A 16300-nucleotide genomic window follows, 5' to 3' on the forward strand; every position below is an offset into this window, starting at 1 on the left:
CGAAACTGTGAGGCACCACGTGTCCGATGCGCTGGCCCCCTTCAATCTAGAAGTGTTGAATCCGGCCACCGAGGAAACCGTCGCCATCGTCCCGGCCGCCACACGGGACGATGTCGACGCCGCCGTCGCCCGGGCGGCCGCCGCCCAGCGGGGCTGGGCGGCGGCCGCCCCGGCCGACCGGGCGCGGCTGCTGCGCCGATTCGCCGCGGTCGTCGACGGCCACATCGAGGAACTGGCCCAGCTGGAGGTCCGCGAAGCCGGCCACACCATCGGCAACGCCCGGTGGGAAGCCGGCAACGTACGCGACCTGCTCGACTTCGCCGCCGGGGGAGTGGAACGGCTCTCCGGCCGCCAGATCCCCGTCGCCGGCGGCATCGACGTCACCTTCCTCGAACCCCTCGGCGTCATCGGCGTGATCGCCCCGTGGAACTTCCCCATGCCGATCGCCGCCTGGGGCCTGGCCCCGGCCCTCGCCGCCGGCAACGCCGTCATCCTCAAGCCCGCCGAGACCACCCCGCTGACCGCGCTGCGCCTCGCCGAGCTCGCCCTCGAAGCCGGGATCCCCGAGCACCTCTTCCAGGTGCTCCCCGGCCGCGGGGACGTCGCCGGCGACGCGCTCGTCGAACACCCCGGCGTCGCGAAGATCGTCTTCACCGGGTCCACCCGCGTCGGCAAGCAGATCATGGCCAAGTGCGCCGACCGGGTGAAGCGCGTCACCCTCGAACTCGGAGGCAAGAGCCCCAACATCGTCTTCGCCGACGCCGACCTCGAAGCAGCGGCGGCCGCCGCTCCCATGGCCTTCCTCGACAACACCGGCCAGGACTGCTGCGCCCGCACCCGGATCCTCGTCCAGCGCTCCGCCTACGACCGCTTCCTGGAGCTCGTTGCCCCCGGCATCGCGGCCGTCACCGTGGGCGACCCGCTCGACGAGAAGACCCAGATGGGCCCGTTGATCTCACGGACCCAGCTGGACCGCGTACGGTCCTTTGTCACCGACGACCTCACCGCGATCCGCGGCACCGCCCCCGAGGGCCCCGGCTTCTGGTACCCGCCCACCCTCGTCACGGACGTCGCCCCCACCGCCCCCGTGGCCGCCGAGGAGGTCTTCGGGCCGGTCGCCGTCGTCCTGCCCTTCGAGGACGAGGAGGACGCCGTGCGCCTGGCCAACGCGACCGAGTACGGCCTCTCCGGCTCCCTCTGGACCCGCGACATCGGGCGGGCGCTGCGCGTCTCGCGCGCCGTCGCCGCCGGCAACCTGTCCGTCAACTCCCACAGCAGCGTCCGCTACTGGACCCCCTTCGGCGGCTACAAGCAGTCCGGGCTCGGCCGCGAGCTCGGACCCGACGCCCTCACCGCTTTCACCGAGACCAAGAACGTCTTCATCAGCACGGAGGCCTGAGAACCCATGTCCAGCCAGAACAACGAAGAGATCGTCTGCCGCCGCCTGGTCGGCCGCACCGCCGTCATCACCGGAGCCGGCAGCGGCATCGGCCTGGCCACCGCCCGCCGCCTGGCCTCCGAAGGCGCCAACGTGGTCTGCGCCGACATCGACGAGACCGCGGGCAAGGCCGCGGCCGAAGAGGTCGGCGGCACCTTCGTCAAGGTCGACGTCACCAGCCCCGAGGAGGTCGAGGCGCTCTTCAAGACGGCCTTCGACACCTACGGCTCCGTGGACATCGCCTTCAACAACGCGGGCATCTCACCCCCGGACGACGACTCCATCCTGACCACCGGCCTGGAGGCGTGGAAGCGCGTCCAGGACGTCAACCTCACCTCCGTCTACCTGTGCTGCAAGGCCGCCCTGCCCTACATGCAGCGCCAGGGCCGAGGCTCCATCATCAACACCGCCTCCTTCGTCGCCATCATGGGCGCCGCCACCTCCCAGATCTCCTACACCGCCTCCAAGGGCGGGGTCCTGGCCATGTCCCGCGAGCTCGGCGTGCAGTTCGCCCGCGAGGGCATCCGCGTCAACGCCCTGTGCCCGGGGCCCGTGAACACCCCCCTGTTGCAGGAACTGTTCGCCAAGGACCCCGAGCGCGCCGCCCGCCGCCTCGTCCACATCCCGCTGGGCCGCTTCGCCGAGCCCACCGAGATCGCCGCGGCCGTCGCCTTCCTCGCCAGCGACGACTCCTCCTTCATCAACGCCACCGACTTCCTCGTCGACGGCGGCATCTCCGGCGCGTACGTGACCCCGCTGTAGGTCGCACCGGCGCCACCACGGCGCCGTACGCCGGCCGGCCGGGCACCGCGAGGTGCCCGGCCGGTCCCTCAGGGCTGTCCCGAACTCGAAGGAGCAGCATGCAGAGAAAATGGGCAGCCCCCCTCGCCCTCGTCGCGGTCACCGGATCCGGCCTCCTCGCGGCCCCTCCGGCCGCGGCCGCGCACACCCCTTGTCCCCGGGTCACCATCAGCTCCGGCTGGTACGGGGACAACCAGGCCCGCCTCCAGCGGCTGATCGACCAGTACGGCAGCTGCAACCCGTACCGGCCCAGCCGCACCAAGCCCGTCGCCGTCTTCGACTGGGACAACACCGTCGTCAAGAACGACGTCGGCGACGCCACCATGTTCTGGCTCCTGCGCAACGGCCGGATCCGCCAGCCCGCCGCCGGAGACTGGTCCACCACCAGCCGCTTCCTCACCCCCGCCGCCACGAAGGCCCTGGCCGACGCCTGCGCCGCCCTCGCCCGCCCCGGCACCCCCCTGCCCACCGGAACCCCCGCCGGAACGGCCTGCGCCGACGAGATCAACGCCGTCTACGGCACCGCCGCGACCCGCGCCGGCGCCCCCGCCTTCGCCGGCTGGGACCGCCGCACCACCGAACCCTCCTACGCCTGGCTCCCCCAGCTGATGCAGGGCTGGACCGCCCGCGAGATCCGCGGCTTCGCCGCCGCCGCCCGCACCGAGAACCTTGCCGCGCCCATCGGCAGCACGCAGCAGGTGGGCAGCACCACCGCCACCGGCTGGGTCCGCTACTACGACCAGCAAAAAGACCTGGTCAAGGGACTCCAGAAGGCCGGCTTCGACGTGTGGATCAGCTCCGCCTCCCCCCAGCCCGTGGTCGAGGTCTGGGCCCGGGGCGTCGGCATCACGGCCGACCACGTCATCGGCATCCGCAACACCACCACCCACGGCGGGAAGTTCACCCCCCACCTCCAGGGCTGCGGATCCGTCCGGGACGGCGCCGACACGATGATCACCTACATCGACGGCAAGCGCTGCTGGATCAACAAGGAGGTCTTCGGCGTGCGCGGCGCGGCCGCCGAGAAGGTCCAGCCCGCCGCCCGCCGCCAGGTGTTCGCCGCCGGCGACTCCGACACCGACATCTCGTTCCTGCGCGACGCCACCGCCCTGCGGCTCGTCGTGAACCGCAACAAGAACGAGCTGATGTGCCGGGCCTACGACAACAGCGACGGCCGCTGGATCGTCAACCCCATGTTCATCGAGCCGAAGAAGCAGAAGACCGACCCCTACCCGTGTGCGACGACCGGCTACGTCGACCACGACGGCAGCAAGGGACCGGTCCGGCGGGGCGACGGCAGCGTCGTCCCCGACCAGACGGACGTCGTGTACTAGAGGTGCACTTAGAGGAAGGTGCGCCCCTCACCCCGGTAGGTGGGCGCGCTGGCGGTGACCCGGTCGCCCTCGATCAGGTGCAAGGTGTCGAACCGCTCGCACAGCTCACCCGCCTTCGCGTGCCGGAACCAGACCCGGTCGCCGATCAACAGATCGTCGGCCGGGCTGCCCAGCAGCGGGGTCTGCACCTCGCCCGCGCCCTCCTGGGGGTCGTAGCGCAGCCCCTGGGGCAGGTACGGAACCGGAAGCCGGTCCGCCCCGGCCGCCCCGGAGGCCGGATAGCCGCCCCCGAGCACCGTCACCACACCCACCCCGGGCCTGCGCACCACGGGCTGGGCGAACAGGGCCGCCGGACGCCCGCTGAACGACGTGTAGTTGTCGAACAGCCGGGGCACGTACAGACCCGAACCCGCCGCTATCTCGGTCACCGCGTCCTCGGCGGCCGTCTGCTGCACGCTGCCGGTACCACCGCCGTTGACGAACTCCAGATCCGGCACGACGGCCCGCACGGCCCGCACCACCTCGGCCCGCCGCTCCGCCAGCTCCTTGCGGGCCGCGCCCTGCATCAGCCGGATCGCCCGGGACCGCAGCGGGCGACCTGCCAGCGAGTCCCCGACCCCGGCGACATGACCCTCGTACGCCATCAGCCCCACCACCCGGAACCCCGGACGGTCGGCCACCGCCCGGGCCAGCCCGGCCAGTTGCGCGGGCTCGCGCAGCGGGGACCGGCGCGCCCCGATCCGCACCCGGCCGCCGAGCAGCCGCAGGGACGTGTCCAGCTCCAGACAGACCCGGATCTCCTCGGCGCCGCCGTCCCGGGCAGCGTCGACCAGGTCCAGCTGCGCCGGATCGTCCACCATCACCGTGACCGCGCCGGCCAGTTTGGCGTCGTTCGCCAGCTCGCCGAAACCGGCCCGGTCGGTGGAGGGATAGGCGAGGAGCACGTCCTCGAACCCGGACCGGGCCAGCCAGAGCGACTCGGCGAGGGTGTACGACATGATCCCGGCGAACCCGGGGCGGGCGAGGACCCGTTCCAGGAGCGCGCGGCACCGGACCGACTTGCTCGCGACCCGGACCGGCTTGCCGGCGGCGCGGCGGACGAGATCGTCGGCGTTGGCGTCGAAGGCGTCGAGATCCACGATGGCCAGCGGCGCGTCCAGGTGCGCGGTCGCCCGGTCGTACCGGGCGCGGTCGGTGGCGGGGGAGTTCATGGGCGGCAGCTTGCCAGAGGTCTCTACCGGTGGGTAGGGGTTCCCCGCCCCGCCCTCTCTCCGTTTCCCGGGGCGCCGCCCCGCACCCCGCGCCTCAAACGCCGGCGGGGCTGGAAGGTGCGGTACCCGCAAGCACTGCTTGCCGTCGACGCCGTAGAGTACGGGCAGGCAGCCGTACGGAACGGGGGGGCGGAGCCGCCGGATGACCACGACGACACCGCGGACCGCAATCCTGGGCGAGCCCGAACCGACCGCCGAACCCGCGCACGCGGACACGCGCCGCCACCCCGCACGGGTCGTCGCCGCCACGCTCTGCGTCCTCCTCGGCAGCGGCCTCGTCGGCGGGGCCGCCCTCACCACCTGGGCCGAACACCGCGCCGCGGCCCGCCCCCTCCCCGCCGACGCCGCCTACCGCAAGGCCGGGTCGCTGTGGCGGGCCGCCCCCGTCGACAGCCTGCTCCCGCCCGTCCTGACCGGCCCCTCCGCCGGCCCCGGCGGCTCCGACCGCACCTGGACCCGGATCGCGCTCGCCCCCGACGCCGACTGTTCGGCCGCCCTCGCCGCCGACTGGCAGGCCGTGCTGGCCGCCACCGGCTGCACGCGCGTGCTGCGCGCCACCTACACGGACGCCACCCGCAGCTCCCTGATCACCGTCGGCATGGTCTTCACCCCCGCCGACGCCCCCGAGATGACCGCCCTCAAGGGCCGGATCCCCGCCCCGCCCGCGTACGGGTTCACCGACGCGCAGCGCGCTGCCTGGGCCACCTCCGTACTCACCGAGGCACCCGTCGTCGTCTACACCGTCTCCGCGTTCTCCGACGGCCGTCACCCGGACGCACTCCGCCCCGCCGAGGACCTGATGAAGAAGGACGCCACGGGAGCCGCCGCCCAGGCCGGCCTCGGCCACGAGGCCCGGGCGCTCGCCGACCGCGTCGGCCGCGGCCTCGCCTTCCTCGCCGCACCTCCCGCACCGTCCACCACGCCCGCACCGACCCCGACCACCCCGGAGAGCACCCGATGATCTGCCGGGCCTCCGGGCGGGCGGCCACCGCCCTGCTCGCCGCGACCCTCCTCGTGTCCGCCACCGCCACCCCCGCCGCCGCCGACAACATCCGCGACCGCCAGTGGGGGTTGCTGGCCCTGCGAGCCGAGGAGGCCTGGGGCACCACCCGGGGCGCCGGGGTGACCGTCGCCGTCCTCGACACCGGCGTCGACGAATCCCATCCCGACCTCTCCGGCCAGGTCCTCGCCGGCACCGACCTCATCGGTATGGGGGCCGGCCCCGGCGACCGCGCCTGGGCCCGCCACGGAACCGCCATGGCGAGCATCATCGCCGGGCACGGCCACGGTCCCAGCCGCCGCCAGGGCGTCCTCGGCATGGCCCCGCAAGCCCGGATCCTGCCCATCAGGGTGATCCTCGAAGAGGGCGACCCGGGCCGCTCGCAGGCCCGCGACAGCAAGGGCGGGGCCCTCGCCGAGGGCATCCGCTGGGCCGCGGACCACGGCGCCGACGTGATCAACCTGTCCCTCGGTGACGACAGCGACTCCGCCCACCACGAGGCGGGGGAGGACGAGGCCGTCCAGTACGCCCTCGCCAAGGGCGTGGTCGTCGTGGCCTCCGCAGGCAACGGCGGCGAGGCCGGCGACCGCGTCTCCTACCCGGCCGCCTATCCGGGGGTCATCGCCGTCACCGCCGTCGACCGCCGCGGCAAGAAGGCCAAGTTCTCCACCCGCAACTGGTACGCCACCGTCAGCGCCCCCGGCGTCGACGTCGTCATCGCCGACCCCGACCGCTCGTACTACGAGGGCTGGGGCACCAGCGCCGCGGCGGCCTTCGTCTCCGGCACCGTGGCCCTCGTCCTGGCCGCGCACCCCGACCTGACTCCGGCCCAGGTGAAGAAGCTGCTGGAGGCGACCGCCTCCGACTCCCCGGCCGGCGGCCGCGACGACGCCCGCGGTCACGGGCTGGTCGATCCCGTCGCCGCCCTCCAGGCCGCCGAGGGGATGCGCCCGGAGGCTCCGGCGCCCGTGCCCGCCGCGGCCACGAGCACGTACTTCGGCCCCGGCCCCGAACCGGTCCGCCCGCGCGAGCGGGGCGCCCGGCTGGGAGCCCCGGCGGCAGCGGTCGCGGGGGCGGTGCTGTTCGCGCTGGCCGCCGTACTCGCGCGACGCCCGCGCCGGGGCGCGCGGGGCCGTGACCCGGACCCGGACGCGGCACAGTAGGGTCGGGTAACTGTGGCGAACATGGCGAACAAGAACATTCCCGACCCCGGTTTCTCCGATGACGACGGCTCCGCCGATCCCCGGCTGAGCGCGGCCCTGGCCGCCTGGTCCGAGGACCGGACGAAGGAGCCGGAGGTGCTGGCCGCCCTCAAGGGCGCCCGCCTGCTCGTTCCGGTGGTCGCCGTGCTCGGAGAGGTGGAGACCGACCCGGAGACGGGCCTGAGGCGCGAGAAGACCAGCGACATGGCCGTCCCGACCCTACGGGCGGGCGACCGGCGGGCGCTGCCCGCCTTCACCTCGATCGCCTCGCTCGCCCTGTGGGACCCCGCGGCCCGGCCGGTGGCCGTCCCGCTGCACCAGGCGCTGGCCGCCGCCGCGCACGAGAAGGCCGACACCGTGGTCCTGGACCTCGCCGGCCCCGTCACCTACCAGCTCACCGGCTCCGCGCTACTCGCGCTCGCCGAGGGCCGCACCGACGCGGACCCGCTGGCCGACCCCGCCGTGCGGGAGGCCGTACGGGCCGCCGTGTCCGCGGAGCCCGCCGTCCTGCGCGCCCACCTCGGTCCGGGCGGCGCCGGCTCCGACGGCACCCTGGCGATCGTGCTGGCCGGGGGCGCGCAGGCGTCCGCGGCGGCCCGGCGGGTCGCCGAGGCGCTGGCGGCGGACACCACCCTGCGGGCCCGGCTGGTCCGCGGACTGGACCTGGCACTGCTCCCCCCGGACGCGCCGGCCCCGCCCGGCGAGCCCCTGTTCACCCGCTGACCGCGAGCCGCGGCCCCGCGTCCCCCGGACACGACGACGGCCGGTACACCCCGCACGGGGTGTACCGGCCGTCGTCGTACGTCCTCGCGGTACGGGCTCAGCCGAAGACGGGACCCGTGAACTTCTCGCCCGGCCCCTGGCCCGGCTCGTCCGGCACGATCGAGGCCTCGCGGAAGGCCAGCTGGAGCGACTTCAGGCCGTCGCGCAGCGGGGCGGCGTGGAAGGAGCTGATCTCGGTGGCGCTCGCGGTGACCAGGCCGGCCAGGGCCGTGATCAGCTTGCGGGCCTCGTCGAGGTCCTTGTGCTCGGAGTCCGGCTTGTCCAGGCCCAGGTTGACCGCCGCGGCGCTCAGCAGGTGCACGGCCACCGTGGTGATCACCTCGACGGCGGGCACGTCCGCGATGTCGCGGGTCATGGTGTCGTAGTCGGGGGCGCCGTCGGCAGTGGGTTCGGTGGGGGGTGTCGCGTCAGTCATGCGCCCCACGATATGCCGTGCGGCGGGCTTGCGGCACGGGTGCTAGTATGTACTTCGACCGGCCGGACACTTATGTGCCCGGCCCACAAGTGGAGGCTCCGTTCTCCCACCTGACTGCCCTCCGGGGCGGCGGGTCACCGGTCAGGCGGCATCCATCGTTCCGTACGGACGATGGAAAGCTGCCCGAGTCTACGCCCCGCGGTTCGCACGCGGCGGTGTTCCGGTTGTTTTGGAGCCCCTGCCTGTGCCCGGCGGGGCTTTTTTCATTCTCCCGCTGCGGTCGGTCTGACGGAAATACACGTCAGCGGCTGTCTGCCAGGCAGCCGTGTGGTGCTACCGAGGAGGATCCATCAGCACCGAGCCCCGCATCAACGACCGGATTCGCGTTCCCGAGGTACGGCTTGTCGGTCCCAGCGGCGAGCAGGTCGGCATCGTGCCGCTTGCCAAGGCGCTTGAGCTCGCGCAGGAGTACGACCTCGACCTGGTCGAGGTCGCGGCGTCCGCACGCCCGCCGGTCTGCAAGCTCATGGACTACGGCAAGTTCAAGTACGAGTCGGCCATGAAGGCCCGTGAGGCGCGCAAGAACCAGGCGCACACGGTCATCAAGGAAATGAAGCTCCGGCCGAAGATCGACCCGCACGACTATGACACCAAGAAGGGTCACGTCGTTCGGTTCCTCAAGCAGGGCGACAAGGTCAAGATCACGATCATGTTCCGTGGTCGCGAGCAGTCCCGGCCGGAACTCGGCTACCGACTGCTGCAGCGTCTCGCTTCGGACGTCGAGGAGCTCGGCTTCATCGAGTCGAACCCGAAGCAGGACGGCCGAAACATGATCATGGTCCTCGGTCCGCACAAGAAGAAGACCGAGGCGATGGCCGAAGCCCGCGAGGCGCAGGCCGCCCGCAAGGCGGAGCGCCAGGGTGTCGCTCCCACCGAAGGCGAGGCTCCTTCCGAGGACGCCGCCGTCGAGGTCGATGACACCACCGAGGTCGCCTCCGCCGAGGCCACCGACGCCGCTGCCGAAGAGGCTCCGGCCGACGAGGCGAACGCCGAGGCCTGATTCCAGGACACCCGTCCCGGATCACCCGACACAACTGACGCTCCCGTAAGACCGGTCCCGTACCGGACCGGTGGGAGCGCCACCGACGAGGAGATAACGGCGCCATGCCGAAGAACAAGACGCACAGCGGTACCAAGAAGCGCTTCAAGGTCACCGGCTCCGGCAAGGTGCTCCGCGAGCGCGCCGGCAAGCGCCACCTGCTCGAGCACAAGTCGTCCCGTGTCACCCGCCGCCTCACCGGCAACGCGGAGATGGCCCCCGGCGACGCCGCGAAGATCAAGAAGCTTCTCGGCATCTGACGTCTCCGCTCCCCCCACCGGGAGCGGATGCACGTCGAGACCGGGACCCCATCGAATTTCGGGTCGTGTGAAGACACCCACGGCCCCGCTACAAGGAGTTAAAAAGTGGCACGCGTCAAGCGGGCAGTAAACGCCCACAAGAAGCGCCGGGCGATCCTCGAGGCGGCCTCCGGCTACCGCGGTCAGCGTTCGCGCCTGTACCGCAAGGCCAAGGAGCAGGTCACCCACTCGCTGGTCTACAACTTCAACGACCGCAAGAAGCGCAAGGGCGACTTCCGTCAGCTGTGGATCCAGCGCATCAACGCCGCTGCCCGCCAGAACGGCATGACGTACAACCGCCTCATCCAGGGTCTGAAGGCCGCCAACATCGAGGTGGACCGCAAGATCCTCGCGGAGCTGGCCGTCAACGACGCCAACGCGTTCGCCGCGCTCGTCGAGGTCGCGCAGAAGGCGCTTCCGGCCGACGTCAACGCCCCCAAGGCCGCTGCCTAAGGGCTAGCCGGCCCAGCTCACCCGGGGCCGGCCCCCACGGACCCGCAGGCATTCGCCTGCGGGTCCGTGTGCTTTCCGCGCCGCGCCGCCCCACCCCCGCGCAGCCCCGTCCCGCCCGGAACCCCGAGCCCGGAACCCCGAGAGAGAACCGCACACACCATGGGTCACCCCGACGAGCTGATCTCCCCGCGATCCCCGCGGGTGGCCGCCGCCAGGCGCCTGGCGCGGCGCAACTTCCGCACCAAGGAGCGCCGCTTCATCGCCGAGGGCCCGCAGGCCGTCCGCGAGGCCGTCGAGCACCGCGGTCGCACCGGCGCGTCGACCCTGATCGAGCTGTTCGCCACGGTCGAGGCCGCCGAGCGCTACTCCGGGATCATCGAGGCGGCCCTGGACGCGGGGGCCCGCGTGCACTACGCCTCCGACGAGGTGCTCGCCGAGGTCTCCCAGACGGTCACCCCGCAGGGCCTGGTCGGTGTCTGCCACTTCCTGGACTCCCCGTTCGAGGAGATCCTGAGCTCCCGGCCCAAGCTCGTCGCCGTCCTCGCGCACGTCCGCGACCCCGGCAACGCCGGTACGGTGCTGCGCTGCGCGGATGCCGCGGGCGCCGACGCGGTGGTGCTGACCGACGCGTCCGTGGACCTCTACAACCCCAAGTCGGTACGGGCCTCCGTGGGCTCCCTCTTCCACCTCCCGGTCGCGGTCGGCGTTCCGGTCGAGCAGGCCGTCGAGGGGCTCCGGGCGGCCGGCGTACGGATCCTTGCGGCCGACGGCGCGGGCGCGGACGACCTCGACGCCGAGCTGGACGCGGGCACCATGGGCGGGCCCTCCGCCTGGGTCTTCGGCAACGAGGCCTGGGGCCTGCCGGAGGAGACCAGGGCCCTCGCGGACGCCGTCGTACGGGTCCCGATCCACGGAAAGGCGGAGAGCCTGAACCTGGCGACGGCCGCCGCCGTGTGCCTCTACGCGTCCGCCCGTGCACAGCGGGCGCCCGGAGGGTGCCGCTCTGTGACCCCCAGCTAGTAGTGTGGCGGCCCGGGGGGCCCACTGCGCTACTCGGAGATGTGGGGTACGGGGACATGACCGTCGGTACGAACAGCTCGCCGGGGGCCGGCACCACGGCCGGTCCGCCGTTGCCGGTCGGCCCCTGCGCCCGTACGGGCGGGGCCGCCGATGCCGTGCCCCCCGTACATCCCTCCGAAGCGCTGCGCGGGGTACCGCCACAGGGCGCGGCCCGCGGGGCGGTCCTGGGTGGCAGCGCCCCCGGTGAGGGGCTCGCCTTCGGGATCGACCCCGACTGCCTGCCCGACGGGCTCGTCGTCGCCGACGCCACCGGGCACGTGATCTGCTTCAACCGGGCCGCGGCCCGGATGACCGCGACCGAACCCGCGCAGGCGCTCGGCAGGCGCATCGAGCGGGTGCTCCCGCTGGAGGACCTCGAAGGCCGCCGCTGGTGGACGCTGACCGACCCGTACGGGGGCCTCGCCACCCGCCGCGGGCAGCCCGAGCGGAACCTGCTCCTCCCCGGCGGCCGCGAGGTGCTGGTCTCCGCCAGCTACGTCCGTACGCACCCCACCGGCCCGCTGCGCCGCCTCGTGGTCACCCTGCGCGGTACCGAGGCCCGCCGGCGCACCGAGCGCAGCCACGCCGAGCTCATCGCCACCGTCGCCCACGAGCTGCGCTCCCCGCTGACCTCGGTCAAGGGGTTCACCGCCACCCTGCTCGCCAAGTGGGAGCGGTTCACCGACGACCAGAAGCGCCTGATGCTCGAGACCGTCGATGCCGACGCCAACCGCGTCACCCGCCTCATCGCCGAGCTCCTCGACATCTCCCGCATCGACTCCGGCCGCCTGGAGGTGCGCCGCCAGCCGGTGGACATCGCCACCGCCGTCGGCCGCCACGTGCAGGCGCTCACCGCGAACGGGCAGGACCCCGAGCGGTTCCTCGTGAGCGTCAGCCGCCCGCTCCCCGATCTGTGGGCAGATCCGGACAAGATCGACCAGATCCTCGGCAACCTCCTGGAAAATGCGGTGCGCCACGGAGAGGGAACGGTCACCATCGGTGTGTCGCCGCACGAGAAGGGAACCGCCGTCACCGTGACCGACGAAGGCCCCGGGATCCCCGAGGAGTCGATGGGCCGCGTCTTCACCCGCTTCTGGCGGGGGAGCAAGCGCGGCGGCACCGGCCTGGGCCTGTACATCGTCAAGGGCATCGTGGAGGCGCACGGCGGGACCATCACGGTCGGCCGCGGCCCCGGCGGCGGCGCCGAGTTCCGATTTATCCTGCCCGTGAGCGCCCCCGCGTACCTCACGCAGTAGCCCTGCGGAGCGTCTCGGCAGGCGGCCCACGGGCTCCGCAACCCCCAGCGACCTTTAGACTCGTCCTTTGGCACCTTTGCGTCCTTGTGCCGAGCGCGTCCTGCGCGTCGCGCGGGGGACCCAACCAGCCAGCCATCGGAAGTACGGGAAGAGATGTCGGCACCGAACAAGTCGTACGACCCTGTCGAGGTCGAGGCACTGAAACCGGAAGAGATCGAGCGCATGCGGGACGAGGCGCTCGCCGCCTTCGCGTCCGCCGGCGACCTCGACGCGCTGCGCGAGGCGAAGACCGCGCACATGGGCGACCGCTCGCCCCTGGCGCTCGCCAACCGCGAGATCGGCGCGCTGCCCCCGCAGGCCAAGGCCGAGGCGGGCAAGCGCGTGGGCCAGGCCCGCGGCGCCGTGAACAAGGCCTTCGGGGCCCGCACGGTCGCGCTGGAGGCCGAGCGCGACGAGCGGGTGCTGGTCGAGGAGGCCGTGGACGTCACGCTGCCCTACGACCGCGTCCCCGCGGGCGCCCGGCACCCCCTGACCACGCTGATGGACCGCATCGCGGACATCTTCGTGGCCATGGGGTACGAGGTTGCCGAGGGTCCCGAGGTCGAGGCGGAGTGGTTCAACTTCGACGCCCTCAACTTCACGCCCGACCACCCGGCGCGCCAGATGCAGGACACCTTCTTCGTCCAGGGGCCCGAGGGCACCCAGGGCGACGAGTCCGGCGTCGTGCTGCGCACCCACACCTCCCCGGTGCAGGCGCGCTCGCTGCTGGAGCGCAAGCCCCCCGTCTACATCGTCTGCCCGGGCCGGGTGTACCGCACCGACGAGCTCGACGCGACGCACACCCCCGTCTTCCACCAGGTCGAGCTGCTCGCCGTGGACGAGGGCCTGACCATGGCGGACCTCAAGGGCACCATGGACCACATGGTCCAGGAGCTCTTCGGCGAGGGCACCACCACGCGCCTGCGCCCGCACTTCTTCCCCTTCACCGAGCCGTCCGCCGAGATGGACATGCAGTGCTACGTGTGTCGCGGCGAGTCGGTGGGCAACCCCGACCGCCCGTGCCGCACCTGCTCCAGCGAGGGCTGGATCGAGCTCGGCGGCTGCGGCATGGTCAACCCCAAGGTGCTCGTCGCCTGCGGCGTGGACCCCGAGAAGTACAGCGGATTCGCCTTCGGGTTCGGCATCGAACGGATGCTGATGTTCCGCCACAACGTCGAAGACATGCGAGACATGGTCGAGGGTGACGTTCGTTTCACCCGGCCGTTCGGGAGTGAGATCTGATGCGCGTCCCGCTTTCTTGGCTGCGGGAGTACGTCGACCTCCCCGCGGGTGAATCCGGCCGCGACGTGGCGGCCAAGCTGGTCGACGCCGGCCTCGAGGTCGAGACCGTCGAGCAGCTCGGCGGCGGCCTCAAGGGCCCCCTCGTCGTCGGTCAGGTGCTGACCATCGAGGAGTTGGAGGGCTTCCGCAAGCCGATCCGCTTCTGCACGGTCGACGTCGGCTCCGCCAACGGCACCGGTGAGCCGCAGGAGATCGTCTGCGGCGCCCGGAACTTCGCCGTCGGCGACAAGGTCGTCGTGGTGCTGCCCGGCGCGGTCCTGCCCGGCGACTTCGCGATCGCCTCGCGCAAGACCTACGGCCGCACCTCGCACGGCATGATCTGCTCCGGCGACGAGCTGGGCATGGGCGACGACGGCACGCACGGCATCATCGTGCTGCCGCCCGAGCACGAGGTCGGCACCGACGCGATCGAGCTGCTCCAGCTCGTCGACGAGGTCCTCGACATCGACATCACCCCGGACCGCGGCTACTGCATGTCCATGCGCGGTGTCGCCCGTGAGGCGGCCACCGCCTACGGCCTGCCGCTGCGCGACCCGGCGCTGCTCGACGTGCCCGCGCCGAACTCGTACGGCTACCCGGTCAAGGTCGACGACCCGGCCGGCTGCGACCGCTTCACCGCCCGCACGGTGACCGGTCTCGACCCCGACGCGCGCTCCCCGATCTGGCTGACCCGCCGCCTGCAGAAGGCGGGCATGCGCCCGATCTCGCTCGCCGTGGACATCACCAACTACGTGATGCTGGAGCTCGGCCAGCCGCTGCACGCCTACGACCGCTCGTCCATTGAGGGGACGATCGGTGTGCGTCGGGCTGAGCGGGGTGAAGAGCTGATCACCCTTGACGGCGTCAAGCGCACGCTCGACGCCGAGGACCTGGTGATCACCGACAACAGCGGCCCCATCGGGCTCGCCGGTGTCATGGGCGGCGCCAACACTGAGATCGCCGACTCCGTCACCACTGTGTTTGATCCCTCTGGGTCGACGGGCGCCGTCACCGGTACCACGGACGTGGTCATCGAGGCCGCGCACTTCGACTCCGTGTCGATCTCGCGCACCGCACGCCGCCTGAAGCTGTCCTCCGAGGCCTCCAAGCGCTTCGAGCGGGGCGTCGACCCGCAGGCCGCCGCCGCGGCCGCGCAGCGGACCGTCGACCTGCTCGTGCTCCTCGCGGGCGGTACCGCCGAGGCGGGCGTCACCGAGGTCATCGCCCCGGGCGCGCCGCGCACCATCGCCATGCCCGCGGACCACCCGGACCGGGTGGCGGGCATGGAGTACGGCCGCGAGACCGTCGTGCGCCGCCTCCAGGAGATCGGCTGCGACGTCTACGGCCAGGACGAGCTCGTCGTCACCGTTCCCTCGTGGCGGCCCGACCTCGCAGCGCCCAACGACCTCGCCGAAGAGGTCATCCGGCTGGAGGGCTACGGGAACCTCCCGTCGACCCTCCCGCAGGTGCCCTCCGGCCGCGGTCTGACCGCCCGGCAGCAGCTGCACCGCCGGGTCGGCCGCGCGCTGGCCGGTGCGGGCTACGTGGAGGCGCTCAGCTACCCGTTCATCGGCGAGGGCGTCTTCGACCAGCTCCAGCTCCCCGCGCACGACGTCGCCCGCCAGGTCGTCAAGCTGGTCAACCCGATCTCCGACGAGGAGCCGGCGCTGCGCACCACGCTGCTGCCGGGTCTGCTCGGCGCGCTGCGCCGCAACGACAGCCGGGGCAGCCACGACCTCGCGCTCTTCGAGACCGGTTCGGTCTTCCGGGCCGCCGCCCAGCCGGGCGTCGCCGTACGGCTGCCCGTGGACCGGCGTCCCACGGACGAGGAGATCGCCACCCTGAACGCGGCCCTGCCCGCGCAGCCGCGGTACGCCGCGGTCGTGCTGGCCGGTGCGCGCGAGCAGGCCGGCTGGTGGGGCAAGGGCCGTCCGGCCGACTGGGCGGACGCGGTCCAGGCGGCCCGCGCGCTGGCCGTCGAGGCCGGCGCCGAGCTGGTGGTCCGCCAGGGCCAGTACGGTCCCTGGCACCCGGGCCGCTGCGCCGAACTGGTCGTCACCCTCGGCGGGGTCGAGCAGGTCATCGGCCACGCCGGTGAACTGCACCCGCGCGTGGTCAAGGCGATGGGCCTGCCGGCCCGCACCAGCGCGATGGAGATCGACCTGGACCGCCTCGCGGCGGCGGGTGGCGAGGCCCTCCAGGCGCCGCGGATCTCCTCCTTCCCGGTGGCGACCCAGGACGTGGCGCTGATCGTCGACGCCTCGGTTCCGGCGTCCTCGGTGGAGGCCGCGCTGCGCAAGGGCGCGGGCGAACTCCTCGAATCGCTAAGGCTGTTCGACGTGTTCACCGGTGAGCAGGTCGGCGAGGGCAAGAAGTCCCTGGCCTACGCGCTGCGCTTCCGTGCGGCCGACCGGACCCTGACCGCCGAGGAGTCCACGGCCGCGCGCGACGCGGCGGTGGCCCTGGCGGGCGAGCGGACCGGGGCGGTGCTCCGGGGCGCGTAGCCGCTTCGTACCCGCGTGAGGGGCACGTCCGGACCACCGGACGTGCCCCTCACTCGTTCGGGTGAG

15 protein-coding genes are annotated in these 16300 nt (G+C 72.8%); 13 read left to right on the forward strand and 2 right to left on the reverse strand.

Annotated features, from left to right (window positions below):
* Positions 1 to 19 precede the first annotated feature (19 nt).
* The 3 genes from OG207_RS33705 (at position 20) to OG207_RS33715 (ending at position 3573) form a co-directional block, all read left to right on the forward strand.
* Positions 20 to 1399, forward strand: a complete 1380-nt coding sequence (locus OG207_RS33705) for an aldehyde dehydrogenase family protein (protein WP_329103831.1) — start codon at positions 20 to 22, stop codon at positions 1397 to 1399.
* 6 nt (positions 1400 to 1405) lie between these two features.
* The gene (locus OG207_RS33710) at positions 1406 to 2200 is read left to right on the forward strand and encodes a 3-oxoacyl-ACP reductase (RefSeq protein ID WP_327386322.1); all 795 of its coding nucleotides are present in this window, start codon (positions 1406 to 1408) and stop codon (positions 2198 to 2200) included.
* Positions 2201 to 2298: 98 nt separating this feature from the next.
* Positions 2299 to 3573: a haloacid dehalogenase-like hydrolase gene (locus tag OG207_RS33715; protein ID WP_329103833.1), complete on the forward strand. Its 1275-nt coding sequence runs from the start codon at positions 2299 to 2301 to the stop codon at positions 3571 to 3573.
* Between the two features lie 8 nt (positions 3574 to 3581).
* On the opposite strand, the gene OG207_RS33720 is transcribed toward OG207_RS33715, so the two are convergent.
* Positions 3582 to 4784: an amino acid deaminase/aldolase gene (locus tag OG207_RS33720; RefSeq protein WP_329103835.1), complete on the reverse strand. Its 1203-nt coding sequence runs from the start codon at positions 4782 to 4784 to the stop codon at positions 3582 to 3584.
* A gap of 202 nt (positions 4785 to 4986) precedes the next feature.
* On the opposite strand from OG207_RS33720, the gene OG207_RS33725 reads away from it, so the two are divergent.
* Genes OG207_RS33725 through OG207_RS33735 form a run of 3 tightly spaced genes read left to right on the forward strand, consistent with a single transcriptional unit; the run spans position 4987 to position 7769 of the window.
* A complete protein-coding gene (locus OG207_RS33725) occupies positions 4987 to 5805 on the forward strand; it encodes a hypothetical protein (RefSeq protein ID WP_329103838.1) in 819 nt (272 codons plus the stop codon).
* Positions 5802 to 7007 (forward strand): type VII secretion-associated serine protease mycosin, encoded by a 1206-nt coding sequence (gene mycP, locus OG207_RS33730; RefSeq protein WP_329103840.1) that lies wholly within the window; start codon positions 5802 to 5804, stop codon positions 7005 to 7007. Before OG207_RS33725 ends, mycP begins: the two co-directional genes overlap by 4 nt.
* Before the next feature lie 21 nt (positions 7008 to 7028).
* Entirely contained in the window at positions 7029 to 7769 is a 741-nt protein-coding gene (locus OG207_RS33735; protein ID WP_329103842.1) for an SseB family protein, read from the forward strand.
* Between the two features lie 97 nt (positions 7770 to 7866).
* Here the strand turns inward: OG207_RS33735 and OG207_RS33740 are convergent, their stop codons facing one another.
* Positions 7867 to 8244: a DUF1844 domain-containing protein gene (locus OG207_RS33740; protein ID WP_030012387.1), complete on the reverse strand. Its 378-nt coding sequence runs from the start codon at positions 8242 to 8244 to the stop codon at positions 7867 to 7869.
* A gap of 325 nt (positions 8245 to 8569) precedes the next feature.
* On the opposite strand from OG207_RS33740, the gene infC reads away from it, so the two are divergent.
* The 7 genes from infC to pheT all read left to right on the forward strand — a co-directional run bounded on the left by infC (position 8570) and on the right by pheT (position 16234).
* A complete protein-coding gene (gene infC / locus OG207_RS33745) occupies positions 8570 to 9304 on the forward strand; it encodes a translation initiation factor IF-3 (RefSeq protein ID WP_329103844.1) in 735 nt (244 codons plus the stop codon).
* A 104-nt stretch (positions 9305 to 9408) separates the two neighbouring features.
* Positions 9409 to 9603 (forward strand): 50S ribosomal protein L35, encoded by a 195-nt coding sequence (gene rpmI, locus OG207_RS33750; RefSeq protein ID WP_030012385.1) that lies wholly within the window; start codon positions 9409 to 9411, stop codon positions 9601 to 9603.
* Positions 9604 to 9708: 105 nt separating this feature from the next.
* Positions 9709 to 10095, forward strand: a complete 387-nt coding sequence (rplT, locus tag OG207_RS33755) for a 50S ribosomal protein L20 (RefSeq protein ID WP_007263143.1) — start codon at positions 9709 to 9711, stop codon at positions 10093 to 10095.
* 159 nt (positions 10096 to 10254) lie between these two features.
* Entirely contained in the window at positions 10255 to 11115 is an 861-nt protein-coding gene (locus OG207_RS33760) for a TrmH family RNA methyltransferase (RefSeq protein WP_329103847.1), read from the forward strand.
* A gap of 56 nt (positions 11116 to 11171) precedes the next feature.
* Positions 11172 to 12410 (forward strand): sensor histidine kinase, encoded by a 1239-nt coding sequence (locus tag OG207_RS33765; protein WP_329103849.1) that lies wholly within the window; start codon positions 11172 to 11174, stop codon positions 12408 to 12410.
* A gap of 153 nt (positions 12411 to 12563) precedes the next feature.
* Positions 12564 to 13691, forward strand: coding sequence for a phenylalanine--tRNA ligase subunit alpha (gene pheS, locus OG207_RS33770; protein WP_030012061.1), 1128 nt, complete (start codon positions 12564 to 12566; stop codon positions 13689 to 13691).
* Positions 13691 to 16234, forward strand: a complete 2544-nt coding sequence (gene pheT, locus OG207_RS33775) for a phenylalanine--tRNA ligase subunit beta (protein WP_329103852.1) — start codon at positions 13691 to 13693, stop codon at positions 16232 to 16234. Before pheS ends, pheT begins: the two co-directional genes overlap by 1 nt.
* Positions 16235 to 16300 lie beyond the last annotated feature (66 nt).

The sequence above is a fragment of the Streptomyces sp. NBC_01439 genome (genome assembly GCF_036227605.1).
Taxonomy (GTDB): domain Bacteria; phylum Actinomycetota; class Actinomycetes; order Streptomycetales; family Streptomycetaceae; genus Streptomyces.